General features: G+C 67.0%; 26 protein-coding genes and 1 pseudogene. 8 read left to right on the plus strand and 19 right to left on the minus strand.

Annotated elements, in window-relative coordinates; all coding sequences use genetic code 11:
• Nucleotides 1-54 precede the first annotated feature (54 nt).
• The 4 genes and pseudogenes from WDN01_17415 to WDN01_17430 all read right to left on the minus strand — a co-directional run bounded on the left by WDN01_17415 (nt 55) and on the right by WDN01_17430 (nt 4,466).
• Nucleotides 55-1,248: a S41 family peptidase gene (locus WDN01_17415; protein ID MEJ0027807.1), complete on the minus strand. Its 1,194-nt coding sequence runs from the start codon at nt 1,246-1,248 to the stop codon at nt 55-57.
• A 37-nt stretch (nt 1,249-1,285) separates the two neighbouring features.
• Nucleotides 1,286-2,446, minus strand: coding sequence for an NAD(P)/FAD-dependent oxidoreductase (locus WDN01_17420; GenBank protein MEJ0027808.1), 1,161 nt, complete (start codon nt 2,444-2,446; stop codon nt 1,286-1,288).
• A gap of 58 nt (nt 2,447-2,504) precedes the next feature.
• Complete coding sequence (locus tag WDN01_17425) at nt 2,505-2,942, minus strand: cobalamin-dependent protein (GenBank protein MEJ0027809.1); 438 nt, start codon at nt 2,940-2,942, stop codon at nt 2,505-2,507.
• Between the two features lie 54 nt (nt 2,943-2,996).
• Nucleotides 2,997-4,466 (minus strand): annotated as a pseudogene (locus WDN01_17430) (methylmalonyl-CoA mutase family protein).
• A gap of 155 nt (nt 4,467-4,621) precedes the next feature.
• On the opposite strand from WDN01_17430, the gene WDN01_17435 reads away from it, so the two are divergent.
• Complete coding sequence (locus tag WDN01_17435) at nt 4,622-5,509, plus strand: DUF1684 domain-containing protein (GenBank protein ID MEJ0027810.1); 888 nt, start codon at nt 4,622-4,624, stop codon at nt 5,507-5,509.
• Between the two features lie 24 nt (nt 5,510-5,533).
• Nucleotides 5,534-6,823 carry a serine hydrolase domain-containing protein gene (locus WDN01_17440; protein MEJ0027811.1) on the plus strand — a complete coding sequence of 430 codons (1,290 nt, stop codon included), beginning with the start codon at nt 5,534-5,536 and terminating at the stop codon, nt 6,821-6,823.
• On the opposite strand, the gene WDN01_17445 is transcribed toward WDN01_17440, so the two are convergent.
• Nucleotides 6,820-7,266, minus strand: a complete 447-nt coding sequence (locus WDN01_17445; protein ID MEJ0027812.1) for a VOC family protein — start codon at nt 7,264-7,266, stop codon at nt 6,820-6,822. The genes WDN01_17440 and WDN01_17445 overlap by 4 nt on opposite strands.
• A gap of 58 nt (nt 7,267-7,324) precedes the next feature.
• On the opposite strand from WDN01_17445, the gene WDN01_17450 reads away from it, so the two are divergent.
• The 4 genes from WDN01_17450 to WDN01_17465 all read left to right on the plus strand — a co-directional run bounded on the left by WDN01_17450 (nt 7,325) and on the right by WDN01_17465 (nt 11,129).
• On the plus strand, nt 7,325-7,612 hold the full coding sequence (locus WDN01_17450; protein MEJ0027813.1) for a hypothetical protein: 288 nt from the start codon (nt 7,325-7,327) through the stop codon (nt 7,610-7,612).
• Between the two features lie 151 nt (nt 7,613-7,763).
• Nucleotides 7,764-9,041 (plus strand): crotonyl-CoA carboxylase/reductase, encoded by a 1,278-nt coding sequence (gene ccrA / locus WDN01_17455; GenBank protein ID MEJ0027814.1) that lies wholly within the window; start codon nt 7,764-7,766, stop codon nt 9,039-9,041.
• 94 nt (nt 9,042-9,135) lie between these two features.
• Entirely contained in the window at nt 9,136-10,803 is a 1,668-nt protein-coding gene (locus WDN01_17460; protein ID MEJ0027815.1) for an acyl-CoA dehydrogenase family protein, read from the plus strand.
• Nucleotides 10,803-11,129, plus strand: coding sequence for a phosphoribosyl-ATP diphosphatase (locus WDN01_17465; protein MEJ0027816.1), 327 nt, complete (start codon nt 10,803-10,805; stop codon nt 11,127-11,129). The genes WDN01_17460 and WDN01_17465 overlap by 1 nt, the downstream gene beginning before the upstream one ends.
• Nucleotides 11,130-11,132: 3 nt before the next feature.
• Here WDN01_17465 and WDN01_17470 read toward each other — a convergent pair whose 3' ends face one another.
• The 13 genes from WDN01_17470 to WDN01_17530 form a co-directional block, all read right to left on the minus strand.
• Nucleotides 11,133-11,474, minus strand: coding sequence for a helix-turn-helix transcriptional regulator (locus WDN01_17470; GenBank protein MEJ0027817.1), 342 nt, complete (start codon nt 11,472-11,474; stop codon nt 11,133-11,135).
• A 151-nt stretch (nt 11,475-11,625) separates the two neighbouring features.
• Entirely contained in the window at nt 11,626-13,173 is a 1,548-nt protein-coding gene (gene lnt, locus WDN01_17475) for an apolipoprotein N-acyltransferase (protein ID MEJ0027818.1), read from the minus strand.
• A complete protein-coding gene (locus tag WDN01_17480; protein MEJ0027819.1) occupies nt 13,170-14,090 on the minus strand; it encodes a hemolysin family protein in 921 nt (306 codons plus the stop codon). The genes lnt and WDN01_17480 overlap by 4 nt, the downstream gene beginning before the upstream one ends.
• Entirely contained in the window at nt 14,090-14,554 is a 465-nt protein-coding gene (gene ybeY, locus WDN01_17485) for an rRNA maturation RNase YbeY (GenBank protein ID MEJ0027820.1), read from the minus strand. The genes WDN01_17480 and ybeY overlap by 1 nt, the downstream gene beginning before the upstream one ends.
• Nucleotides 14,551-15,504: a PhoH family protein gene (locus WDN01_17490; GenBank protein MEJ0027821.1), complete on the minus strand. Its 954-nt coding sequence runs from the start codon at nt 15,502-15,504 to the stop codon at nt 14,551-14,553. Before WDN01_17490 ends, ybeY begins: the two co-directional genes overlap by 4 nt.
• 35 nt (nt 15,505-15,539) lie before the next feature.
• Complete coding sequence (miaB, locus tag WDN01_17495; protein ID MEJ0027822.1) at nt 15,540-16,874, minus strand: tRNA (N6-isopentenyl adenosine(37)-C2)-methylthiotransferase MiaB; 1,335 nt, start codon at nt 16,872-16,874, stop codon at nt 15,540-15,542.
• An 18-nt stretch (nt 16,875-16,892) separates the two neighbouring features.
• Nucleotides 16,893-17,753, minus strand: a complete 861-nt coding sequence (locus tag WDN01_17500; protein ID MEJ0027823.1) for a lysophospholipid acyltransferase family protein — start codon at nt 17,751-17,753, stop codon at nt 16,893-16,895.
• Entirely contained in the window at nt 17,753-18,172 is a 420-nt protein-coding gene (locus WDN01_17505; protein MEJ0027824.1) for a Fur family transcriptional regulator, read from the minus strand. The genes WDN01_17500 and WDN01_17505 overlap by 1 nt, the downstream gene beginning before the upstream one ends.
• Nucleotides 18,173-18,205: 33 nt before the next feature.
• The gene (locus WDN01_17510) at nt 18,206-18,673 is read right to left on the minus strand and encodes a GNAT family N-acetyltransferase (GenBank protein ID MEJ0027825.1); all 468 of its coding nucleotides are present in this window, start codon (nt 18,671-18,673) and stop codon (nt 18,206-18,208) included.
• Nucleotides 18,670-19,308 (minus strand): tRNA (adenosine(37)-N6)-threonylcarbamoyltransferase complex dimerization subunit type 1 TsaB, encoded by a 639-nt coding sequence (tsaB, locus tag WDN01_17515; protein MEJ0027826.1) that lies wholly within the window; start codon nt 19,306-19,308, stop codon nt 18,670-18,672. Before tsaB ends, WDN01_17510 begins: the two co-directional genes overlap by 4 nt.
• Nucleotides 19,305-19,898 (minus strand): malonic semialdehyde reductase, encoded by a 594-nt coding sequence (locus WDN01_17520; protein ID MEJ0027827.1) that lies wholly within the window; start codon nt 19,896-19,898, stop codon nt 19,305-19,307. The genes tsaB and WDN01_17520 overlap by 4 nt, the downstream gene beginning before the upstream one ends.
• 31 nt (nt 19,899-19,929) lie before the next feature.
• On the minus strand, nt 19,930-20,493 hold the full coding sequence (locus WDN01_17525) for a NifU family protein (protein MEJ0027828.1): 564 nt from the start codon (nt 20,491-20,493) through the stop codon (nt 19,930-19,932).
• 66 nt (nt 20,494-20,559) lie between these two features.
• Nucleotides 20,560-20,754, minus strand: a complete 195-nt coding sequence (locus WDN01_17530; protein ID MEJ0027829.1) for a DUF1674 domain-containing protein — start codon at nt 20,752-20,754, stop codon at nt 20,560-20,562.
• Nucleotides 20,755-20,803: 49 nt separating this feature from the next.
• On the opposite strand from WDN01_17530, the gene htpX reads away from it, so the two are divergent.
• Both htpX and WDN01_17540 read left to right on the plus strand, forming a co-directional pair.
• Nucleotides 20,804-21,673, plus strand: a complete 870-nt coding sequence (gene htpX, locus WDN01_17535) for a zinc metalloprotease HtpX (GenBank protein MEJ0027830.1) — start codon at nt 20,804-20,806, stop codon at nt 21,671-21,673.
• Nucleotides 21,670-22,935 carry a transcription antitermination factor NusB gene (locus WDN01_17540; GenBank protein MEJ0027831.1) on the plus strand — a complete coding sequence of 422 codons (1,266 nt, stop codon included), beginning with the start codon at nt 21,670-21,672 and terminating at the stop codon, nt 22,933-22,935. The genes htpX and WDN01_17540 overlap by 4 nt, the downstream gene beginning before the upstream one ends.
• 185 nt (nt 22,936-23,120) lie before the next feature.
• Here the strand turns inward: WDN01_17540 and WDN01_17545 are convergent, their stop codons facing one another.
• Nucleotides 23,121-25,157, minus strand: a complete 2,037-nt coding sequence (locus tag WDN01_17545) for a hypothetical protein (protein ID MEJ0027832.1) — start codon at nt 25,155-25,157, stop codon at nt 23,121-23,123.
• Between the last annotated feature and the right edge of the window lie 142 nt (nt 25,158-25,299).

Consider the following 25,299-nt stretch of genomic DNA (forward strand, 5'->3'; position numbering starts at 1 on the left):
TCCCGCTTTCGCGGGAATGACAGTCTGGGATCGGATCGATCGGGGAGAGATCGTCTATTGACGCAAAATCTCAATAGCGCGCGCGAGGATCGCATCCCCGCCCGGCGCCCTGGGATCGACGAAGACCGGCGGCGACCATGTCTCGCGCGGCGTGCCGTCGAGGTGATAGAGCCGCTCGGTCGGAAAGGCGATGCCGATCCCGCTCCTGGGCAGCGTGACGTCCGACGTCGCGCCGCACAGTCCCGCCATGCGCGTGCCGACAATAGTGGCGCGCGTCATGCCGTCGAAGCCGATGGCCATGCCCTCGCCCATGCTGCCGGTCCACCGGTCGACAAGGACGGCCAGCGGCTGCGTCACCGTCGTGCCGCGCGGCGCGACTTTGCGTACCCAGGAACCGGCCGGCGCCACTTTGCCAGGCCTCGGATCGAAGACCCGCTGATAGCCGGAGGGCGCGGAGATAAAGCGTCCCAGGATCGGCTCGGCGACATCGGTGTTGCCGCCGCTCGGCGTGTTGCGCAGATCGAGGATCAGCGCCTTGGCCGCGCTCAGCGCCGCAAGCGCCGCGTCGAAAGCGGCGACGAGCGCGCCGTCGCCCAGGCTGTTTTCGATGCGGATATAGCCGATGGTGCCGATCGTCCGCTGCGTCAGCGGCGTGTCGGATCGCGGTCGGACGAAGCTCGGCAGATCGATATTCCGCTCCGTGCCGTTCCGCACGACGAAGCGACGACGTGCGTCATGCGTGCCGGCCAGCACAACGCGCAGCGTATAGTCATCGGCTTCGGGATCGGCCGCGGCGAGGCAGCGCGGCGCATTGGCTGCGATCGCTTCCGTCACCGCGACGCCGCCGATCGAGACGATCTCGTCGCCGGCCCGCAAGCCGGCCCTGGCGGACTCCGACTGCGGTCGCACCTGTTCGATGACCGCCTTGCCGTCGCGCACACTCGCCCACAGATCGGTGCCGCTGGGCACGAGCTGCGGCGAATGGGCGTTGTTGACCTTCGCCTCGACGTGATCGTCGTGGAATTCCGCGAGACAGCGCTCCAGCACGTTCAGGAAGGCGTGCGGCTCGCAGACCGCACCGGCCTCGCCGACATAGAGGCGCCGCAACTTGTCGATATCGACATGGCGGTCCGGCAGATAGGTATAGCGCGCCGCCATCTGCGCGATCAGCCAGTCGATATCCCGCGCATTGTCGGCGCCGTCGCGGCATTGGTCGGCGCGGGAAGGAAAGGGAAGAGCGGTAGCCATCAGCGCGGCGAGAAATATCCTGCGATCCATGAGGCCGCTAGATCAGCCGCAGCTTCGGCGTCGGCAATTCCGGCGCCGCCTTGGCCAGCTCACCGCGCTCGAACTCCTCCGCCCAATCGTCGAAAGACCCCGCGCCCTGGCCGCGGCTGTGGAAGTAGAGCCGCTGCGCCAGCGCTTTCATCGGCGCGGTCATCAGCAGGGCGTTGATCAGCGGATTGGGCGGCGCGCCGTCGAGCACCCGGCGCAGGACGCGCGCCTTGCGGAAGCGCGGCGCCTCGCGCGCGAGCTGCGCGACGGGATGGGGTCCGCGGTCGTTCAGATAGTCCGACACGAGCTGCGCGGCGCGACGCCCGAAATTGAGCGCCAGGTGAATGCCGCCGCCCGTGGTCGGCGACACCATGCCGGCCGCATCGCCCACCAGCAACACCCGATTGGTGCCCAGATGCGAGAGCGTGCCGCCGGTCGGGATCAACCCGCTGCGGCGCTGGCGCACGCGGATATTGCGGATGTCGCACACGCCTTTAAGGCGCCGCAGCAATTCGCCGAGGTCGGGCCGGTCGGGGCGCCGTGCCGCGACGCCGATCTGCGTCGAATCCACGCCGGGCACTGCCCAGGCGATGTAACCCGGCGCGATGCGGCTGTCTGCGAAGCAGTGCAGGAAGCGGCCGTCGAGGTCCTCCAGCGGATCGCATTCGATCTCCAGCCCGGCGACGAAGCGCGTGTTGCGGCTCAGTCCAAAGGTCTCGGCGACTCGGGAGCGCGCGCCGTCGGCGCCGATCAGGAAGCCGGCATGCAGGCCGAGACCCGAGAGCGCCACGCCGCGGGCGTGCTCGATCGCGGTCTCGAATTTGCGGCCATAGAGCAGGGCGGCGCCGGCGCGTTCGGCCTCGCCGGCCATCCAGCGCAGCACGCCGGCGGTATCGGTCGCCTGGAAGAAATAGCCCGGCGCGGAGAGGTCGAGCGAACGGCCATTGGGCGCATAGAGCCGCACGCCGCGCACCTTGCGCATCAGCCGCGCCGGCAGGTCGAAATCGTCGCTCGCTTCCTTGACCACGATGCCCGTGGTGCGCACCCGCGCCCCCGGCTCCGGCTTGGAATCGATCACGGCGACCTTCAGGCCCTTGAGCGCGGCGGTGCGCGCGCAGGCGAGGCCCGCGAAAGAACCGCCGACAATGACGACGTCGTAGCGCTGGATCACTGCTCCCTCCCGTGAGAGGGAGAATTCTACGCCCGTTTGGCGGGATTGTGACCGCCTTCTAAGTCCGTACCAGTTCGACCAGTCCGTGCATGATCTGGTTCAGGTCGTAATCCTTGGGCGAAAACACCGCCGAGATGCCGGCCGCCTTCAGCGCCGCCTCGTCCGCCTCCGGGATGATCCCGCCGGCGACCACCTTGATGTCCGAAAGCCCTGCCGCGCGCAGCTTGGCGACCACGTCGCGCGCCAGGCTGACATGGCTGCCCGACAGCACCGACAGGCCGATCAGATGCGGCCGCTTCGCCAGGGCTTCTGCCACGATGTCGTCGGGCGAATAGCGGATCCCGTTGTAGATGACGTCCATCCCGGCGTCGCGGGCGCGGATCGCAATCTGCTCGGCACCGTTGGAATGGCCGTCCAGCCCCGGCTTGGCCACCAGGAAGGTCAGCCTGCGGCCGAGCGTCTTCGAGACGGCATCCACTTCGTCCTTGATCTGCACGATACGCTCGTCATTGCGCGCCGGCGCGCTGGCCGCGACGCCGGTCGGCGCGCGATACTCGCCGAATACCTTGCGCAGCGCCCGCGCCCATTCGCCGGTGGTGACGCCGGCCTTGGCGCAGTCGATGGAGACCGGCATCAGGTTGGTGTCTTTCCGCGCCGCGCGCTCCAGCGCGGCCAGCGCCGTTGCCGCCTTCGCCGCATCGCGGCTTTCGCGCCAGGCCTTCAGGCGTGCGATCTGCTCGGCCTCGGCCGATTCGTCGACCGTCATGAAGGCGCCGTTGCCGGCGGTCAGCGGCGAGACTTCGGTCTCCTGATAGGCGTTGACGCCGACGCGGATTTCGTCGCCGCGCTCGATCGCCTCGACCCGCGCCGCATTGGAGGCGACGAGCCGCTCCTTCATGTACTCCAGCGCGTCCTGGGTGCCGGTGCCGCCGAATTGCGCGATACGCGCCATCTCCTCGCGGATCTGCCCTTTCAAGAGCTCGACCTTGTCGGCGATGACGGTAGAGCCGTCGAAGATGTCATCATATTCGAGCATGTCGGTCTCGAAGGCGCCGATCTGCTGCAGGCGCAGCGACCATTGCTGGTCCCAGGGCCTGGGCAGGCCGAGCGCCTCGTTCCATGCCGGCAATTGCACCGCGCGGGCGCGGGCGTTCTTCGACAGCGTCACGCCCAGCATGCCGAACAGCACGCGATAGACGTTATTCTCCGGCTGCTGCTCGGTCAGGCCCAGCGAGTTCACCTGCACGCCATAGCGGAACAGACGCTGCTTGGGATCGGTCACGCCGTAACGCGTGAGCGTGATCTCGTCCCACAACGCCGCCATCGCACGCAGCTTGCAGATCTCGGTGATGAACTTGACGCCGGAATTGACGAAGAAGCTCATGCGCCCGACGGTCTTCGAGAACTCGTCGGCCGGGATCGCGCCGCGCGCCTTGGCGGCGTCGAGCACCGAGACAGCGGTGGCGAGCGCAAAGGCCGCCTCTTCCACCGCGTCGGCGCCGGCCTCCTGCAGATGATAGGAGCAGAAATTGATCGGATTCCATTTCGGCATCTCGGCCGTCGTGAAAGCGATCGTATCGGTCGTCAGGCGCAGCGCCGGGCCGGGCGGAAAGATATAGGTGCCGCGCGCCAGGTACTCCTTCACGATGTCGTTCTGCGTCGTGCCGGCCAGGCTGTCGCGGGGCGAGCCCTGCTCGTCAGCCACCGCGACGTAAAGCGCCAGCAGCCAGGCGGCCGGCGCATTGATCGTCATGGAGGTGTTCATGTGCGAAAGCGGGATGCCTTCGAACAGCGTGCGCATGTCGCCGATATGGGAGACCGGCACGCCGACCTTGCCGACCTCGCCCTTGGCGATGGGATCGTCGCTGTCGTAACCCGTCTGGGTGGGCAGGTCGAACGCCACCGACAGGCCCGTCTGGCCTTTGGCCAGATTGCCCCGGTAAAGCCGATTTGACGCCGCGGCGCTTGAATGGCCGGCATAAGTGCGGAATATCCAGGGCTTGTCGCGCGACATGGAATGCTGATCGTTACGGAAATTGCGTGACGCAGAGCCTAGTGGAAATTTTGCTGCACTGCAAAAAGGGCTCTTCTGTCATACCCGCGAAAGCAGGTATCCAGGCGGCCGCCGGACGGGATGCCCGCCTGCGGGGGCATGACAATCGAGCAGGAGAATTTATGAGCGCACGACATTTCATCGGCATTCTTGCCGCCACGCTTCTGCTGGCGGCGGCGCCGGCGGCGAAGTCCCCGGAACAGGCGTGGCGCGACGGCATCGTCGACGCCAACAAGGCGTGGGCCAAGACCCCGCATGCGATCCTGAAGATCCAGGATGCCGCCTATCTCAGCGAGGGACAGAGCGCGACGCTGACCGGGACCAAGGGCAGGCCCGAGACCTACAAATGGGTGGCGGGCAAATCGGCCGGTGTCCTGACCGCGACCTTCCATGCCGGCAAGATGAGCGCCGCGATGGGCGGCAAGACGCTCGACGACGCCACGCTGCAGAAAAGCGTGCCCATCGACACCGACATCGACATCCAGGGCTTTTCGACCCAGGTCTCCGCCGGCGTGATGGGCGTGCGCATCATGCTCTACAATCAGAAGCGCGCCGACGCGCTGGCCTTCCAGGGCGTGATCTACTTCCCCTACAATCCGGCCTATCGCGTGATCGCGACCTTCAAGCCCGATCCGAAGCTGCCGCCGCGCGTCTTCCGCACCTCGCGCGGCACCGACAAGCAGTTCTTCCATGCCGGCGACGCGACCTTCGCGCTGAACGGCAAGACCTTCACGCTGCCCTTCTATGCCGGCGACAACGATCCGAAGAAGATCGCCGAGCTGAGCGCGTTCTTCATGGACGACCTGACGGGCAAGATCACCTATGGCGCGGGGCGCTATGTCGACATCGACGGCTTCGGGCCGTTCCCGCCCAGGACCGCGACCATCGACTTCAACGACGCCTACAATCCCAATTGCGCCCGGTCGGCCTTCTACACCTGCCCGGTCGCGACGGACGCGCTCGCCACCGCCGTTGAAGCGGGCGAAAAGGATCCGCATCACGTACACTGATCAACAAGACCATCGGGGGGAAACATGCGCAAATCGGTTCTGGCGGCGTTCGCCGCTTTGTTGTCCTTGTCGGCCGCCTTCGCGGCGCCCTTGCCGCAGGTCGCGCCCGATACCGTCGGCCTCGACGCGGACAAGCTGAAACTGCTCGACGCGACGATGGACAAAGCGGTCGATACCGGCGAAGTCGCCGGCATCGAGGTCATGGCGGTGCGGCACGGCAAGATCGCCGAGCTGCACACGTACGGCCTCGCCAGCATGGCGGCGGCGACGCCGATCGCGCGCGACACGATCTTCCGCATGTATTCCCAGACCAAGCCGATGACCGGCGTGGCGATGATGATCCTCTACGAGAAGGGCCTGTGGAAGCTCGACGATCCGGTGACGAAATTCATTCCCGAATTCGCCGGCCTCAAGGTGCTGCGCGCCGATGGCGGGCTCGAAGACATGAAGCGCCCGCCCACCATGCGCGAGCTGATGACCCATACGGCGGGCTTCGGCTACGGGCTGCGCACCGGCAATCCGGTGGACGACGCGTTCCGCGCCGACAAGGTGCTGCAGTCGAACGGGCTGAAGGAGATGATCGACAGGATCGCCAAGATCCCGCTGCTCTACCAGCCCGGCACCAAATGGTCCTATTCCGCCGCGGTCGATATCCAGGGCTACATCATCGAGAAGCTGTCGGGCCAGACCTTCGGCCAGTTCATGCATGAGCACATCTGGGGCCCGCTCGGCATGAAGGATACCGGCTTCTTCGTTCCGCCGGCGGACGCCGCGCGGCTGTCGGGCGTCTATGCCAAGAACCAGATGACCGGCGACAGGCTCTATGAGCTGACATCGGCGATCCCGATGATCCAGGACTTCACCAAGCCGCCGTCGATGGAATCGGGCGGTGGCGGATCGGTGTCGACGGTCGACGACTATGCGGCGTTCTGCCAGATGATGCTGAACAAGGGCGAGCTCAATGGCGTGCGCATCCTCAAGCCCGAGACCGTGGCGCTGATGGAGACCGACCAGATCGAGCCCGGCGTGCAGCCGTCGGACGCGATCGGCGGCCGCTCCATCGGCGGCGAGGCGCTCGGTTTCGGTCTGGATTTCGCGATCACCAAGGACCCCGCGAAGATCGACAGCAAGCTCGGCGCGGGCTCGATCTGGTGGGGCGGCGCGGCCGGCACCTGGTTCTGGATCGATCCGAAGAACGATCTGTTCTTTCTCGGCATGATCCAGCGCTTCGGCACCGGCGCCGCCGGCAATGAATCGCTTTCGACGGTATCGCAGAGCCTGTTCTACGACGCGTTGACCGATCCGAAGCGCTAGGCATTTTCGGGTGCGTTTATCCGCGTATCGGGCTCGAACAGGCCGCGGCCGGGGACGTGGTTGATCTCCAGCCTCACCCCATCGGGATCTTCGAACAGCACGGAGTAATAGCCGGGCGCGAAACCGTCCGGCTGCGGCGGGTGCACGATCGTCGCGCCGAGCCCGACCAGAAAGGCGTGCGCCGCGTCGACATCGCCGCGCTCGCGGGCGCGCCAGCAATGATGGTGCAGGCCGACGCTGCCCTGCTCGAAGCGCTTGCCCTCATGCTCCGGCGCCGGGGCGCGGATGCCGAAGCCCGTGCGGCCGCCGACGCAGTAATAGAATCCGTCGAGGTCCATGACGGGTTTCAGGCCCAGGAACGGCAGAAACTCGCCGTAGAACGTCCGCGCCCTGGCGAAATCGCCGGCGGTGATGAAGGTGTGCGCGACGCCGTTGATCTCCATGCCTCGTTCCTCCAGCCTGCGTCTCAAGTCCAGACCTTCGGCCCGTCCCGCACAAGCGATGAAAACCCGACAGCCCACATTCGAAGACCGCAAGGCAGCCGCCAAGCGCGCCGCGCTCCGGGCGCTCAAGAAGGCGCGCAAGGCCGCCGAGGCGGCGGGCGTGACGCTGTCCGACTGGGAGGGCGAATTCCTGGGCTCGGTCGAGACCCGCGTCGAGAAATACGGCCGCGCCTTTCGCGACCCCGAAAAGGGCGGCTCCGGCGCGTCACTTTCGCTGCGCCAGGCCGTTAAGCTCAAGGAGATCGCGGGAAAAGCCTCGGGAAAGAAGGCCTGGCGAAGTCGCTGATGGCGGCGCTTGCCGGTAACTTTATTGCAGAAATGCCATAGGACAGCGCATTTATGACAAGTCCTGTTGCAATGCAGCAGGAACTTAGGGCCTAATCCGCGCCTTATTGAGCAGCCGCAACAAGACGGCCGAGGGGAAGAGGACCAACGCAATGTCGCAGCAAGCCGTGCCGCAACTCGAAGTCTACAAGGACCTCTACGAGATCGGCGAGATCCCGCCGCTCGGTCATGTGCCGTCAAAGATGTACGCCTGGACGATCCGCAAGGAGCGCCATGGCGAGCCGGAAAAATCCTTCCAGATCGAGGTCGTGCCCACCTGGCCGCTCGACAGCCACGACGTTCTGATTCTCGTGATGGCGGCGGGGGTGAACTACAACGGCGTCTGGGCCGGCCTCGGCACGCCGATCTCGCCGATCGACGGCCACAAGAATCCCTATCACATCGCCGGCTCCGACGCGTCGGGCATCGTGTGGGCGGTCGGCTCCAAGGTGAAGCGCTGGAAGGTCGGCGACGAGGTCGTCGTGCACTGCAATCAGGACGACGGCGACGACGAGGAATGCAATGGCGGCGATCCGATGTTCTCGCCCAGCCAGCGCATCTGGGGCTATGAGACGCCGGACGGCTCCTTCGCGCAATTCGCCCGCGTGCAGGATCGCCAATTGATGGAGCGGCCCAAGCATCTGACCTGGGAAGAGAGCGCCTGCTACACGCTGACGCTCGCCACGACCTACCGCATGTTCTTCGGCCACCGGCCGCACATCCTGCGGCCCGGACATAATGTGCTGGTGTGGGGCGCGAGCGGCGGCTTGGGCTCCTTCGCCATCCAGCTCTGCGCCGTCAGCGGCGCCAACGCCATCGGCGTCATCAGCGACGAGACCAAGCGCGAATTCGTCCTTTCGCTCGGCGCCAAGGGCGTGATCAATCGCAAGGATTTCAATTGCTGGGGCGCGATGCCCAAGGTCAACACGCCCGAATACGACGCCTGGACGAAGGAAGCGCGCAAATTCGGCAAGGCGATCTGGGACATCACCGGCAAGGGCAACGACGTCGATATGGTGTTCGAGCATCCGGGCGAATCGACCTTCCCGGTGTCGTGCCTCGTGGTGAAGCGCGGCGGCATGGTCGTGTTCTGCGCCGGCACCACCGGCTACAACATCACCTTCGACGCCCGTTACGTCTGGATGCGGCAGAAGCGCATCCAGGGCTCGCATTTCGCCAACCTGTTGCAGGCGTCGCAGGCCAACAAGCTCGTGGTCGAGCGCCGCATCGATCCGTGCATGTCCGAAGTGTTCTCCTGGGCCGACATCCCGCGCGCCCACACCAAGATGTGGAAGAACGAGCATTTGCCGGGCAACATGGCGGTGCTGGTGAACGCCCAGCGCACGGGCCTGCGCACCTTCGAGGACGTGCTGGACGCGCAGAAGGACTGAGCGCCGCCGCCACGCATCGCAATCGGACTCCCAGGATGCATCGCATCGGGGAGTCCGATAAGCTCAACCGCTTGAACTTTTGAAGACGATGTCCATGCTGCCGCTCAGCGTTCCGCACCTCCTGGCCAAGTGCGAAGAGGCCGTGTTTTCCGCGCAAGGCCTCCTGGCCGCCGCCAAGGATGCGGTCGGCCGGCTCGTCACCGTCGACGGGAAAATCTCGCCCGACGCGCTCGACCGCGAACAGCGCGCGACGCATGGCCTGGCCTGGCTCGCGACCTATGTCGAAGCGCTGCGCCAGATGGCGCGCTGGGGCCGCCAGCTCGAGCACGACAAAAGGTTTGGCGAGATCGAGCAACTCCTGCTGCTCGCCGGCTTCGCCGAATATCTCAGCCAGATCGCCGGCGGCATCCAGATGAGCCAGAACGAGATCGCGCGGCCCTTCGATCTCGGCCTCGACGATTCCAATGCGGCCGAGTTCTGGACGCCGACGCTGGGCGAGTTGGCAACCCTTGGCGGCCGTCCGGAAATCCGCGGCGCCATAGCCGAATACATGGCCAAGCACGCCGGCGCGATGTTCGTCGGCGATCCCGGCCTGGACGACACGATGGGCCTGATCCGCGAGCAATTCTTCCGCTTCGCCCAGGACAAGGTCGCGCCTTTCGCGCATCAATGGCACCTGAAGGACGAGCTGATCCCGATTTCCGTGATCGACGAACTTAGCGATCTCGGCGTGTTCGGCCTGACCATCCCGGAGGAGTTCGGCGGCGCCGGCCTCTCCAAGACCGCGATGTGCGTGGTGTCGGAGGAGCTTTCGCGCGGCTATATCGGCGTCGGCTCGCTGGCGACCCGCTCGGAGATCGCCGCCGAGCTGATCCTCACCGGCGGCACCCAGGACCAGCGCGCGCATTGGCTGCCGCTGATCGCGAGCGGCGCCAAGCTGCCGACGGCGGTGTTCACCGAACCCTCCGGCGGCTCCGACGTGGCGGCACTGAAGACCCGCGCGGTGAAGGACGGCGAGGTCTACAAGATCACGGGCAACAAGACCTGGATCACCCATGCGGCGCGCGCCGACATGATGACCCTGCTCGTGCGCACCAATCCGGAGAAGCCGGGCTATCGCGGCCTCTCCATGTTCCTCGCCGAAAAGCCGCGCGGCACCGAAACCGAGATATTCCCGGCGAAGGGTATGAGCGGCGGCGAGATCGGCGTGCTCGGCTATCGCGGCATGAAGGAATACGAGATCGGCTTCGACGGCTTCGAGGTGCCGGCGGAAAACCTGCTTGGCCGCGAGGAAGGCCAGGGCTTCAAGCAATTGATGCAGACCTTCGAATCGGCGCGCATCCAGACCGCGGCGCGCGCCGTCGGCGTGGCGCTCTGCGCGATGGATTTGGGCGTGCGCTATGCGCTGGAGCGCCGGCAATTCGGCCGGCCGCTGATGGATTTCCCGCGCGTGCGCGACAAGCTCGCCATGATGGCGGTGGAGATCACCATCACGCGCCAGCTCAGCTATTACGCGGCGCGCGAAAAGGACGAGGGGCGGCGCTGCGATCTGGAGGCCGGCATGGCCAAGCTGCTTGGGGCGCGCGTCGCCTGGGCGTGCGCCGACAACGCGCTGCAGATTCACGGCGGCAACGGCTTTGCGCTGGAATATCCGATCAGCCGCGTCTTATGCGACGCGCGCATCCTGAACATTTTCGAGGGCGCGGCGGAGATTCAGGCGAACGTCATCGCGCGCCGGCTCCTGGAAGACAGGTCGAACTAGTGGCGCCGCATCCGATCGACAGGCTGTTCGCGACCATCGCCGCGCGCAAGGGCGGCGATCCGGCGACGTCCTATACCGCCGCGCTCTTGAAGGACGGCGTCGCGAAATGCGCCAAGAAATTCGGCGAGGAAGCGGTCGAGGCGGCGATCGCCGCCGCGATGAAGGACAAAAAGGCGCTCGCGTCGGAATCGGCGGACGTGCTCTATCACCTGCTCGTGCTGTGGGCGGCGAGCGGCGTCACGCCGGACGACGTCTATGCCGCGCTTGCCGCGCGCGAAGGACAATCGGGACTTGCCGAAAAGGCTTCGCGCGCGAAAAAACGCTGACCGTCAGTCTTGCGGGTCTTCCGCCATTTGCTTGACGAGATCGAGGACGCGCTTGCGCAGCTTCGGGTCCTTGATCTTCATGAAGGCGAGGCTGAGCTGAAGTCCTTCGCCGCTGGAGACGAACTCCATCACCGGCGGCGATGCATCGCCTTCCGCGAAGCCTCCGCCCGATTGCTGTCCGATCACGCCTTCGTAGAAATAGTCGATCGGAACGCCGAGTATGCGGGAGACTTCAAACAGGCGGCCCGCGCCGATGCGGTTCACGCCTTTTTCGTATTTCTGAACTTGCTGAAATGTGAGGCCGAGCAACTCGCCCAGCCGTTCCTGACTCATGCCGATCAGCATGCGCCGCAGGCGGACGCGATTTCCCACCTGCCCGTCGATCGGGTTCGCTTGTTTCTTTGGCACGGTAATTACACAACGCTCCGTTTCTATCCGGCTCTGACGCGCCGGCAGGTTAAAGGAAGAATTGATTCAAACACTTATGTTCGAAACCCTACTGGCGGGAAAGCGCCATGGGAAGGGCGGCGGCGAGGATCAACAGCAGAAAAAATACCAGATCGCCGAAGCGTGCGTAAGGTGACTGCGGGTCAGCCTTGGGTAGAAGCGCGTCGACGATACCCGTGCGGTTGAGCCCAAGCTCCGCGATAATGCGGCCCTGGGCGTCGACGACGGCGGAGATTCCGGTGTTGGCGGCGCGCGCCAGAGGCAGGCCCTCCTCGATGGCGCGCACGCGCGCCGCCAGAAGATGCTGCCGCGGCCCGGCCCAGGGACCGAACCACGAATCGTCCGTCACGTTCAAAAGCCACATCGGCCGCGGCGTGCCGACGACGGCCGACGGAAACAGAATTTCGTAGCAGATCAACGGACTCGCGGCCGGCGCGCCCGGAATGGCGAGCGTATGCGGACCGTCGCCAGTCGAAAAACTTCCCGGAAAATCGACCAGTTTGGTGATTCCGAGATAGCGCAACCAGGATTCGAGCGGCAGGTATTCGCCGAACGGCACCAGGTGGAATTTGTCGTAGGTCGCGACGAGCGCGCCGCCGGGCCCGAAGACGTAGAGGCTGTTGAACCGGCGTTCGCCGTCCGCGTCGATCTCTTTGCGCTGGTTGCCCGTCACCAGGACGCGGTTGCCGCCGGTCAGTTCGGCAATCTGCGCGAGAGCATCGGGATTGCGCTGCAGAAGCACCGGCGGTGCGGCTTCCGGCCAAATGATGACGCCTGCTGTGCTACCACCCGGCCGCGTGCTCAACTCCATCAGCCGCTGCCAGTTGCGCGCGACCAAGCGGCGCACATACTTCTCGTCCTGCGGAATGTTGGGTTGCACCAGCCGCAGATGGACGTTCGGAACGAACGCCGTCGGCGTGGTCGCAAGCCGCGCCGCCCCGCCCAGCCACAGAGCGGCGAACAATGCGACCGCGGCGACGGGAAGAGTCGCGCGCGGACGGGACGCTTCAAAAAATTCCGCTAAAGCCATCCCGAAAAGAACTGTCAATAACGACAGACCATAGGCGCCGAAGAGCGCCGTGCTCTGAAGAATCGCGAGCGATGCGCCCCAGCCATAGGCCGGCAGGTTCCACGGCAGTCCGGTCAGGACATGGCCGCGCAGCCATTCGGCCGCGGCGTAGCAGGCGGCGAAGATGAAAATACGCGGCCGGCCCGGGCGCCACGCCGCCATCGCCGCGGCGCAGGCCGCCGTCGCGAACAGAGCCAGGCCGCCGGGAAACAGGATCGCGACGAATGGAATCTGCCAGGCATGTTCGAGCGGATCGACGAGAAAGGGATAGAAGATCCAGTGCATGCCGACGAAGAACTGGCCGAACCCGAAACCCCAGCCGATCGCCGCGGCGTGGCGCACCGGGCGCGCCCGCGCGGCTATGCCGTCGAGCAGCAGCACGAGGGCGGCCAGTCCCAGCAGCATCGCGGGAAAGATCCCGAGCGGCGCGAAGCCGAGGGCGTAGACTGCGCCGGCGAGGATGGAGGCGAGAAGCGCACGCCAGCCGGTCAGCGCGCGGAAGAAGTCCCCGATGCGCGCCAGCGTCACAACGGCTTTCCATCCGCCGGATCGGCAGGCGAAGGCGGCGCCGGCGCGCGGACGCGCAGCCGCTTCACGCGCCTGGGATCGGCTTCGAGCACCTCGAATTCATAGCCCGAAGGATGCGCGACGATCTCGCCGCGCTGCGGCACCCGTCCCAGCAGCGAGACCACGAGGCCGCCCAGCGTATCGACTTCCTGATCCGCATCCTCCGGCGCCAGCGCGATGCCGGTCTGGGCGCGGAAATCCTCCAGGTCGACGCGGGCATCGGCGACGTACACGCCGTCCTCGATCTTGCGGACCTGCTGGTCGTCTTCGTCGTGCTCGTCGGCGATGTCGCCGACGATCTCCTCGATGATGTCCTCGATGGTGACGAGGCCGTCGGTGCCGCCATATTCGTCGATCACCAGGGCGAGATGGCTGTGCACGGTCTGCATCTTGAGCAGCAGATCGACCAGCGGCATGGACGGCGGCACGAACAGCAGGTCGCGCTTGAACTGGGCGAGCGATCCGCTCTTCCAGTGGAAGCTGCCGTCGGGCTGGGCCTCGAGATAGGCCAGGATGTCCTTGATGTGCACCAGGCCGATGGGATCGTCGAGCGTCTCGCGATAGACCGGCAGGCGCGAATGCTGCACGTCGCGGAACAGGGCGACGATATCGGTAAGCGGGGTGTCCTCGGCGACCGCGACGATATCGGCGCGCGGGATCATCACGTCGCTGACGCGCAGCTCGCCGAATTTGAGCAAATTGGCGAGCATCCGCCGCTCGGGCGCCGAAAGCTGCGTGCTGTGGCGGTCGCTCTCCTCGATGGCTTCCTCGATGCTTTCGCGCATCTGCGTGGTGGAATCGTCGCCGCGCAGGAAGGCGCCGATGCGGCGCAGCAGGGACGGCGCGCGGCCGTCGCCATCATCGGCGGCCTCGCTCATCACGCGGCCTCCGTCCGGTAAGGATCGGCGATGCCGAGCTCGGCCAGGATGCGCGTCTCCAGCGGCTCCATCTCCTGCGCCTGGCGCTCGGTCGTGTGATCGAAGCCCAGCAGATGCAGCACGCCATGCACGACCAGATGCGTCGCGTGATCGACCAGGCGCTTGTCCGCGGCGCGCGCCTCGTCGCGCGTCACGTCATAGGCGAGCGCGACGTCGCCGAGATAGTTGTCGCCGTTGGCGGCCGCGGGGAAGGACAAAACGTTGGTCGGCTTGTTCTGGCCGCGGAAATCGCGATTGAGGGCCTTGAGCTGGGCGTCGTCGCTGAGCAGCACGGTCAGCGACGCCTTGCGCGGCGCGGCGCCTCGCCTCAGGGCGCGCTCCGCCGCGGCCTCGAGCCGCGCCGACAGGCCGCGGACCTTGCGCCAGCGGGCGTCGCCGAACTGAAGATGCACGGAAAAAGTCACGGGCCGGGCTTCTGCGCGTCGGCGCGATTATAGGCGGCGACGATGCGGGTGACGAGGGCGTGGCGGACCACGTCTTTCTCGGAAAAATGCGCCACCGCCGCGCCTTCGACGCCGGAAAGGATGCGCAGCGCCTCGTTCAGCCCGTCGGCGCGGCCGCCGGGAAGGTCGCTCTGCGACGGATCGCCGGTCACGACCATGCGCGAATCCTCGCCCAGGCGGGTCAGGAACATCTTCATCTGCGCCGATGTCACGTTCTGCGCCTCGTCCAGGATGACGAAAGCGCGGGTCAGCGTGCGGCCGCGCATGAAGGCCAGCGGCGCCACTTCGATGGTCCCCATCTCCATCAGCTTCTGGGTGCGCTCGCCCAGGACGTCGAACAGCGCATCGTAGAGTGGGCGCAGATAGGGATCGATCTTCTCCTTGAGGTCTCCCGGCAGGAAGCCGAGCCGTTCGCCCGCTTCCAGCGCGGGGCGCGAGAGGATCAGGCGCTCGACCTGGCGCTCGTGCAGAAGATGCGCCCCGAAGGCGGCGGCGAGATAGGTCTTGCCCGTGCCCGCCGGCCCGACGCCGAACACCAGGGGATGGGTGCGCATCAGGTCGAGATAGGCGGCCTGGGCCGGCGTGCGGGTGCGCGTGACCTTGCCCGAAGCGGTGCGGATCGCCTGCGAGCCGAAGGAATTGCCGACGAGGCCGGCGGACTTCTCGGCCGCGAAGCGGATCTCGGCATCGACATCGGAGGCGGTGCAGCCGTCGCCGGCCTCGATGCGCGCATAGAGACCGCGCAGCACGGTGGCGGCGCGCTCGCGCATGCCGGCATCGCCCTCGATCGCCACGAGGTTGCCGCGCGTCGCGATGCGCACGCCGAGCTTCTGCTCCAGGCGCACGAAATTGCGCTCATGCCCGCCGGCCAGCGCGGCAAGCAAGCCGTTGTCGGAAAATTCGAGCGTCACCTGCTCCTTCGCCGCGCGTTTGGATTTCGCCGCACTCAATGCGCCGGCACCTTTTCGCGGACAAGGCTGCCCTTCAGGCTGTTGGGATAGGCGGCGTCGATGCGCACGGGGCGGATCGCGCCGATCAGCTCAGCCGCGCCCTCGACATGCACCGCCTGGAGATAGGGGCTGCGCCCGATCGCCTGGCCGGGCTGGCGGCCGGGCTTTTCGAACAGCACGTCCAGCGTGCGGCCCTCGCAGGCGCGCTTGAACCCGTCCTGCTGCGCCAGCAACAGCGCGTTGAGCGTCTGCAGCCGCGCATCCTTGACGTCTTCGGGAAGATGCTTGCGCGCCGCGGCGGCCGGCGTGCCGGGCCGCGGGCTGTATTTGAAGGAGAAGGCGCTGGCATAGCCGATGTCGCGCACCAGATCGCGTGTTGCTTCGAAATCCTTGTCGCTCTCGCCGGGAAAGCCGACGATGAAATCCGAGGACAGCGCGATATCGGGACGGGCGCGGCGGATACGCTCCACCAGCCGGCGATAGTCGTCGGCGGTATGCTGACGGTTCATCGCGGCGAGGATCGCATCGGAGCCCGACTGCACCGGCAGGTGCAGATAAGGCATCAGGCTTTCGATATCGCCATGCGCGGCGATGAGGTCTTCGCCCATGTCGCGCGGATGGCTGGTGGTGTAGCGCAGGCGCGCCAGGCCTTCGATCCGCGACAGGCGATCCAGCAGCCGCGCCAGCGACCAGTCTTTTCCGTCCGGCCCTTCGCCGCGATAGGCGTTGACGTTCTGGCCGAGCAGGGTGATCTCGCGCACGCCCTGCGCGGCAAGCCGGCGCGCTTCGTCCTCGATCTGCGCCACGGGCCGCGAATATTCGGAGCCGCGCGTATAGGGCACGACGCAGAAGGTGCAGAATTTGTCGCAACCCTCCTGCACGGTGAGGAAGGCGGCGACGCCCGGCGCCACCGCATCCATCGGCAGCGCGTCGAATTTCTCCAGCGCAGGGAAATCGGTTTCCAGCGCATGGCCGCCGGCGCGCGCGATCCTGGCGATCATCTCGGGCAGGCGGTGATAGGCCTGCGGCCCGACCACGATATCGACCTGCGGCGCCCGCGCCACGATCTCCGCGCCTTCCGCCTGCGCGACGCAGCCGGCGACGGCGATGGTGAGGCCCCGCGCGTCCTTGATCTGCTTGAGCCGCCCGAGCTCGGAATAGACCTTCTCGGCCGCCTTCTCCCGGATATGGCAGGTGTTGAGGATCACCATGTCGGCGTCCTCCGCCGTGTCGGCCGGGCCATAGCCGATCGGCGCCAGCAACGCCGCCATCCTGGCGGAGTCGTAGACGTTCATCTGGCAGCCATAGGTCTTGACGAAGAGCTTTTTCATCGGGCGGCGGTTATACGGTCACGCCACGGCCGGCGCCAGCACGGGCGCGGCCTCCGCAACGGGCGCCGCATCCACCGGCGTCGGCCCGGTCAGCCCGGCCAGCGCCCGCATCTGGCCGCGCCGCACGATCGTTTCCGTCTTTGCCGCCAAGGCCTTACGTCCGCCGGCCTCGTCCACATCCATGGGCGGGTGGAACTCGACCACCACGTCGATCGGCCCGGTCAGCAGCGCCTCCCAGAGGTGCGGTACCAGTTCCATGTCGCCGTACCAGGCATAGAGCGGCCGGTTCTCCCGCCCCATGGGGAAGCCGTGCAACCCGACATAGGCGGTGGAGATCGGCTGGACCCGCACGGCCCGGCTGCCGCCCTTGCCGTCCCCTACCCGCGCTTCCACCGCGCCCATCAGGGCGCTCTTGAAGGGAAGCACCTGGTTGCCGTCGGCCGATGTGCCTTCGGGGAACAGGATCAGCGTGTCCCCGGCCAAGAGGCGGTCGCGGATTTCGTCGCGCGCCGCGCCGGTCGCCTGCCGCCGCGTCCGCTCGACGAACACGGTGCGCTGGAGCTTGGCCAGGGTCGAGAACAGCGGCCAGGTCGCGACCTCCGACTTGGCGACGAAGGACACCTGCCCAAGGGCGGAGAAGATGAGGATGTCCAGCCAGGAGGTGTGGTTGGCGACGACCAGAACGCCCTCGTCCAGCACCGATTTGCCCACCGTATGGATGCGGATGCCGAACAGCTTCGTCATGAAGCGGTGATAGCGCCAGGGAAAGGTCTTCGCCGCCTTGGGGCGGAAGCGCAGGTTGAAGCTCTGATAGGGGATCAGCAGCAGAGTCACGGTCAGGAAGACGGTGACGATCGCCCAGGCGCGCAGCGTGGCCATCAGCGCGGCTTCTTTGCGCCTTTCGGCACACCGTAGAGTTCGAGGCGGTGGTCGACCAGTTCGAAGCCCAGTTCCTCCGCCACGCGGCGCTGGAGCTTTTCGATGTCCTCGTTGCGGAATTCGATGACGCTGCCGGTCTGCACGTCGATCAGGTGGTCGTGGTGCGATTCGGGCGCCTCTTCATAGCGCGAGCGTCCGTCGCGGAAATCGTGGCGCTCCAGGATGCCGGCATCCTCGAACAGCTTCACGGTGCGATAGACCGTGGCGATGGAGATATGCGGATCGATCGCCGAGGCGCGGCGGTACATTTCCTCGGCATCGGGGTGGTCGGCCGCCTCCGACAGCACGCGCGCGATGATGCGGCGCTGTTCGGTCATGCGAAGACCCTTCTCGGCGCAGAGTTTTTCGATGCGCGTCACTCGGTTTCCTGTCGCGTGGCGTCGGAAGCGAGTTTACCCAGTGGGCGGGCTTTTCCCAAGGGGCGAAAGCGGGAGATTGCTGCGCAAAACGAGGGCATCTTCGGGCTGGCTGCGTCCGGCGGTGTAATAGCCCTTGCGGCGCCCGGTTTCTGCAAAGCCGAGACTGTCATACAGCGCGCGGGCGGCCCGATTGCCCGCCGCGACTTCGAGAAACAGGGCATCGGCGCCCAGGCGGACGGCATGCGCGCCGGCGGCCTGCACCAGCGCGAAACCGGTGCCGCGGCGGCGCGCCCGGGGCGCCACGGCCAAGGTGAGGATTTCGGCCTCCACGGCGGCGGCGCGCGCCATCACGAAGCCGTCCGCGCCCGCAATGATGAAGGTGCCGGCCGTCGCCAGCAGGTCCGCGATCGCCCGCGCGCTCCAGGCATCGGGGAAGCATTCCGCATGGATCGCGGCCAAGGATCCGAGGTCGTCGCCGGCGGGAAGAAGCGCGACGCTCATCGCGCCGCCGGCAATTTCGCGTCGGGGTTCCGAAGATAAAGCGGGCGCGGCGCAACATCGCTGTCCGGCAGGGCCTGCGCCAGCCGCGCAACCCACAACGCGTCGGGCTGATGTACGGCGGAGAGAACACCGTTCGATAGACGTGTCGCGGCCATCGGCGCCGCCGTTCCGGCCAGCGCGAAGCGGCCGTCGAGGCGCAGGATCGCTTGAAGCGCGTCCGCGAAGCCCAGCACGGCGGGATCGTCCATGCCCGACATCTGGAGATAGACCTCGTCGCGCCTGGCATCGTGCAGGGCGGCGAAAGCGGCAAGGCCGGTCTCGGCCATCGCCTGATGACCCATCGCCGCCAGCGTGGTGACGCCGAGCAGCGGCTTATGCAGCGCGACGCGCAGGCCGCGCATGAAGGCAAGTCCCACACGCTGGCCCGTGAAGGTGCCCGGTCCCGTGGTCACCGCAAGCCGGTCGAGCGCGGCGAAGCCGATTTCGGCGTCGCGCATCGCATTCTCGACCATCGGCGCCAGCGCTTCGGCATGGCCGCGCTCCATCGGCTCGAAGACATGCGCCAGCACCGCGTCGCCGTCCAGGATGGCCACGGAACAGGCGCCGAGCGCGGTGTCGACGGCCAGCAGCTTCACAGGATCTTGCAGGCTTCGTCGAATTCCAGCCGCGGATTGCGCGGGAAGACGCCGGACGGATCGCCATGTCCGATCCCGCAGATGAAGTTCGACTTGATCCGCGTGCCGGCGAAGAATTCCTCGTCCACCTTGGCGTTGCTGAAGCCCGACATCGGCCCGCAATCGAGCCCCAGGGCGCGCGCCGCGACGATGAAATAGGCCCCTTGCAGCGACCCGTTGCGGAACGCCGTCACCTGCTCGACGGCCGGATCGGCGAACCAGGTCTTCGCCGTCTTGTCATGCGGGAACAACTCGGGAAGCCGCTGCGCGAAATCCAGGTCATAGCCGATGATCGCGGTCACCGGCGCGGCGCGGATCTTCGGCTGGTTGGCATGCGAGGCATATTGGGCCAGCCGCTCCTTCGCCTCCGGCGTCGTCAAGAAGACGAAGCGCGCCGGCGAGCAATTGGCGCTGGTCGGCCCCAGCCGCATGAGGTCGTAGACCGCCATCAGCAGCGCGGTGCTGACCGGCTTGTCGGTCCATTTGTTCTGGCTGCGCGCCGACCGGAAGATCGTGTCCAGCGCTTCGTCGTTGATGGCGTGATGGTCCATGGCGGCCGTGCTCGAAAGAATCGGGGCGAGCTTACACCGCTTCGACGGCGTTCACTTCCGGCACGTAGTGGCGCAGCATGTTCTCGATGCCGTTCTTCAGCGTCATGGTCGAGGACGGGCAGCCGGCGCAGGAGCCCTGCAGATGCAGGAACACGATGCCCGCGCCGCCGTCGAAGCCCTTGTAGATGATGTCGCCGCCGTCCTGTGCCACGGCGGGACGGACGCGGGTGTCGATCAATTCCCTGATCTGGGCCACGACCTCGGGATCGCCCTCTTCGCCGAAAGAAACGGTCTCGGTCTCTTCCGCCGTGCCGGTCATCAGCGGCAGGCCGCGGGTGAAGTGCTCCATGATCGCGCCGAGGATGGCGGGCTTGAGGTGCTTCCAGTCGCCGTCGCGCTTGGTGACGGAGACGAAATCGGACCCGAAGAACACGCGGCTGACATCGGGGATCGCGAACAGCGCCGCCGCCAGGGGCGAGCGCGCGCCGGCCTCGGCGGTCGGGAAATCCGCCACCTCGCCCTCGCCCATGACGTCGCGGCCGGGCAGGAATTTCAGCGTCGCGGGATTGGGCGTGGATTCGGTCTGGATGAACATGGGTCTGGCTCCGTCAAGCTTATGTGGACCCTGGGCGGCGCGCGATCAAGGTGCGCCGCAATAACCCTAGAAATCCGAGATGATTCCCTTCTTCTCCCAATCGCCATAGCGGGTGGGTTCCGGCCCCGCCCGGCCACCCAGCTCCGCCGGCAGTTCCAAGGGCTTTTGCGCCTTGCGGCGGGCCTCGGCTTCCGCGTTGGCGCGCTCGCCCGCCTCCCGGATACGCCGGGCGATCTCGGCCTTGCTGGGTCTGGACGGCATTGTCGCCTCCGCTTGACGCTGCGCGGGGCCAGCTTACATCAGTCCGGCCATGAACGTCCTGCGCACCGGCCTTCTGATGGCGGCATTGACCGCCCTGTTCCTTCTTGTCGGCTTCCTGATCGGCGGCCAGGCCGGAATGGGCATCGCCTTCCTGTTCGCGGCCGGCACCAACCTGTTCGCATACTGGAACTCGGACAAGGTCCTGCTGTCGATGTATGGCGCCCGTCCGGTCGACGCGGCGAGCGCGCCCGATCTCGTCCATCTCGTGGAGCAGCTCGCGGGCCAGGCCGGCCTGCCGATGCCCAAGGTCTATATCGTCGAGAACGACCAGCCCAACGCCTTCGCGACCGGCCGAAACCCGGAGCACGCGGCGGTGTGTGTGACGACCGGTCTGTTGCGGAATGTCGACCGGGAAGAGCTCGCCGGCGTCTTGGCGCACGAGCTCAGCCATGTGAAGCACCGCGACACGCTGATCATGACGATCACCGCGACCATCGCCGGCGCGGTCTCCATGCTGGCGAATTTCGCCTTCTTCTTCGGCAGCGGCAACGACCGGCGCGGCGGGCTGGGTTTCGTCGGCGTGCTGCTCGTCGCGATCGTCGCGCCGATCGCCGCCATGCTGGTGCAGATGGCGATCAGCCGCAGCCGCGAGTTCGACGCCGACCGCGAAGGCGCCGAAATCTCCGGCCGGCCGCTGTGGCTGGCCTCGGCGCTGCAGAAGATCGAGCGCGTCGCCGAACGGGTCCCGAACGAAGAGGCCGAGGCGCATCCTGCGACGGCGCATATGTTCATCATCAATCCCCTGCATGGCGGCGGCCTGTCGGGGTTGTTCTCCAGCCATCCTTCGACCGAGGAGCGTGTCGCGCGGCTGCGCGCGATGGCGGGCCGGCCCGCGACGCAACCCGGTCCCTGGGCGTGAGCGACGGCCTTCCGGCGCGCGCCGCGGCCCTGGCGGTTCTTTCGGATGTCCTGCGCAAGCGCCGGCCGCTCGATGTCGCGCTCGAAAGCTTGCCCGCGATGGAGCCGCGCGATGCCGGCTTCGCCCGCGTCATCGCGAGCGAGACGTTGCGGCGGCTGGGCCAGATCGAAACCATTATCCGTCATTTCGTTCCGAAGGCGCCGCAGCCGCACAAGGCCGGCCCAACGCTGGAGATCCTCTATGCCGGCGCCTGCGAGCTCCTCTTCTTGGATGTGCCGGCGCATGCCGCGGTCGACGCCGCGAACCGCCTGGCGCAGGCCGATGCCAAGGCGGTGCATTTCAAATCGCTGATCAACGCCGTGCTGCGGCGCGTCTCGCGCGAAGGCAAGGCGATTGCCGACGCGCAGGACGCAGCGCGGCTGAACACGCCCGACTGGCTTTGGAATCGCTGGTGCGGAGCGTATGGCGAAGAAACAGCGCGGGCCATCGCGGCGGCGCATGCGCGGCAGGCGCCTGTCGATATCGTCCTGAAAACCGCCGGTCTTCCGGCTCCTGCCGGCGATCCCGTTTTCGACAATGTCCTTCGCCTGACGGAGGGTGGACGCATCGATGCGCTGCCCGGCTTCGCGGAGGGAAACTGGTGGGTGCAGGACGCGGCGGCGACCTTGCCGGCGCGGCTGTTCGGCGATGTGCGCGGCCGAACGGTGATCGATCTCTGCGCCGCGCCGGGCGGCAAGACGATGCAATTGGCGGCGTCGGGCGCGCATGTCGTTGCCGTCGAACGCGAGGCGGCGCGGCGGGAACGGGTGCGCGAGAATCTCGCCAGGACCGGGCTCGAGGCGACGCTTGTCGCAGCCGATGTCCGCGACTTCCGGCCCGACATACCTGCGCCTTTCGTCCTGCTCGATGCGCCCTGCACCGCGACCGGTACGATACGGCGCCATCCCGAACTGCCCTGGATCAAGAGTGCCTCGGACGTCACGCTGTGCGAGCAGGGCGCGGCGGAGTTGCTGGATGCCGCGGCGGAGATGGTCGCGCCCGGCGGGCTTCTGGTCTTCGCGGTGTGCTCGCTCGAACCGGAAGAGGGTTTCGAGCAGGTCGAGAGCTTCCTCGGACGTGACGCGCGTTTCGCGCGCGAGGCGGTGAATTTATCCGATGTGTTCGGACGCAGCGAATGGATCGGCCCGCAAGGCGATTTACGCACGTTGCCCTGTCACGGAATGGACGGTTTCTACGCGGCGCGTTTGCGGCGCGTCGGCTGAGCCCCACTGTCATCCCAGCGGAGCCGCGCGTAGCGCGGCGAGGGAAGGGGACCCAGGCGGTGGAGCTTGGGGTGGTGTTGACGGCTTCGAACGTACTTGTCTGCGAGCGCACAGCGTTTGCTCCACCTGGGTCCCTTCCCTTCGCGATGCTGCGCATCGCTCAGCCGGGGATGACAGCGGTGCTGCTATAGCCGCCCCAGCGCATAAGCCACGGCGAGATAGATCTTGCCGGTATCGGCGCTGAGCATCGTCGAGGTCAGAAGACCGCCGCCATCGCCTTCCTTGGCGCGCGCCAGGAGCGACTCGAATTCGCCGATATAGGCGTTGGCCGCCTCGCGGAAGCGCGGATCCTCGCGATAGAGCGTGGCGATCCGGTTGACCGTGTCGTCGTCGATCGCGGCGGCGAGCTTGCGCACGAAGACCGAGCGGTCGCCCGCGAGATAGCGGCGCCATTCGTCCTCGCCGGGGGCTGCTTCCGCCGTGATGCCGTCGAGGTCGACCGCCATGTCGGACAGGGCCGCTTCCAGCGCGCCCATCGCCGCCGCGCTTGCCGGCTTCAGCTCGCGCTGCTCGTCCTTTTCGACGGCGGCGAGAAGCGTGCGCATCTCCCAGCCCTTGCCGGGTTCCGCGGGCGGCGCGTCGGTCCTCGGCTTGCGCGGGCGCTGCGTCAGGCGCTTGGCCATGCCGAGCAGGCCTTCGCTTTCGGGCTGCTCCGGCGGCGCGGGCTCGACCGGCTTGCGCAGCATGGCGCGCGGCACGGTGCGGGCGTGGATGGTGGAGAGCGTGCGGGCGGAGAGGTCGAGGATCTCCTCGGTCTCGCTGCGCACCATGTCGCGCACGCGGCGTGCTTCCTGCTGGGCGATGCCGGGCAGGGTAAGCAGATGGTGCTGCACGTCCTCGACCGTCTTGGCCAGCGTGGTGCGGATTTCCGCCGCTTCCGCCGACAGCTCGCCGGAGGTGCGCAGCAGGCGTTCGCATTCCGCCATCGCCTCGCCCACCAGGGCGCGGGCGTTGGTCTTGGCCTCGTTCGCCGTTTCGCCGATCAGGGTCTGGGCGCCGGCATTGGCCTGCTGCAGCGCGTTGATCATGTTGTGCAGCGTCATGTTCGCGCTGTCGCTCGCCTCTTTCAGCTTCTCCGCTTCGCGCATGAAGTTGGAGGTGAGCTGCGCCGCGCGGGCCGAGGCGTTGGCCATGATGATCTCGAGATGGCGCTCGGCGTCGCCGGTGACGGTCTCGAATTTCTGCGCCTCGCCGCCCAGGGCCTGGATCGCCTGCTCCATCGAGGCGCGCTCCTTGGACAAGGCCTGTTCGAACGACGCGCTCTCTTCCTTCAGGCGCTGCATCAATTCGTTCATGCCGGTGCGGTGGCGTTCCTGGCGGCCGAGCACGAATTCGGCGCGCGCCATCGCCGCGTCGGCGACGGATTCGATCCGCTTGGCCTGGCGGTCCAGTTCGACGGCGGCGGCATGCGGCGCGTCGGCGGCGGCGCTCGCCGCGGCCCGGAAGCTCGCGGCCTGGGCGTCGAGCGTCGTGCCGGCGGTCTTGAGCGCGCCTTCGGCGGATTCGATGGAGGCCTTCAATTGCGCGGTGCGTCCGGCAATCGTCTCGGCGGCACGCGAAGCGGATTCGCTCATCGAGCCGGCGACGGCTTCGATGCGCTCCCGTTCGGCGGTCAGGCGCGAGGCCACGGCCTCGCCGCGAACCTCGGCGCGCGCGCCGGCTTCGTCGAGCGCGGCGATCTGGTTTTCCAGCACGGCTTCGAGCGCGCGCAGCCGGGTGAAGGCGCCGTCGAGGCCCGCGTTCAGCGCGTCGAGCTCGCGCCGCACCGCGCGCCCCAGGCGTGCCGCAGCGCGCGATGCCGTTTCATCCGCGGCAAAGAGCCGGTCGGTGGCTTCGGCCAAGGTCTGCGAGGCGACGGCCATCTGCTGCGCCCGCGTCATGGCCCAGGCGGCGGCGATGAAGAGAAGCGGCGGGATGAACGTCGCGGCGACGAACAGCGCCAGCTCCTGGACATCGAGACCGGCAAGACCTTTGGGTCCGAAATATCCCCAGAGATAAGCGGCCGCGGCGCCGGCCCAGAAGGCGGAGAGCACGAACGCGAAGGTGAGCGCCGCCAGACCGAATTTCGGCTCGGGCCGGCGGGCGGTGCGCGCCTCGGCGTCCCCGATGGGTTCGGCCGTCTGGAGCAACACGGGCTGGCTGCCCGATCCGGTGGTGGCCATGCGTCCCTCGAAGGATTCGGCTAGGTAGCGCCGCACTTTAACCATCGAACGCCCGATTGCACGAGGATTAGAGTAAATTTTGCCGCCCGGGCATTCGGGTGCCCATCCGCCGTCCATCCGTTAACGGAGTGTTGGTCAGTCC

Source organism: Rhizomicrobium sp., from assembly GCA_037200985.1.
In the GTDB taxonomy this organism is placed as follows: domain Bacteria; phylum Pseudomonadota; class Alphaproteobacteria; order Micropepsales; family Micropepsaceae; genus Rhizomicrobium.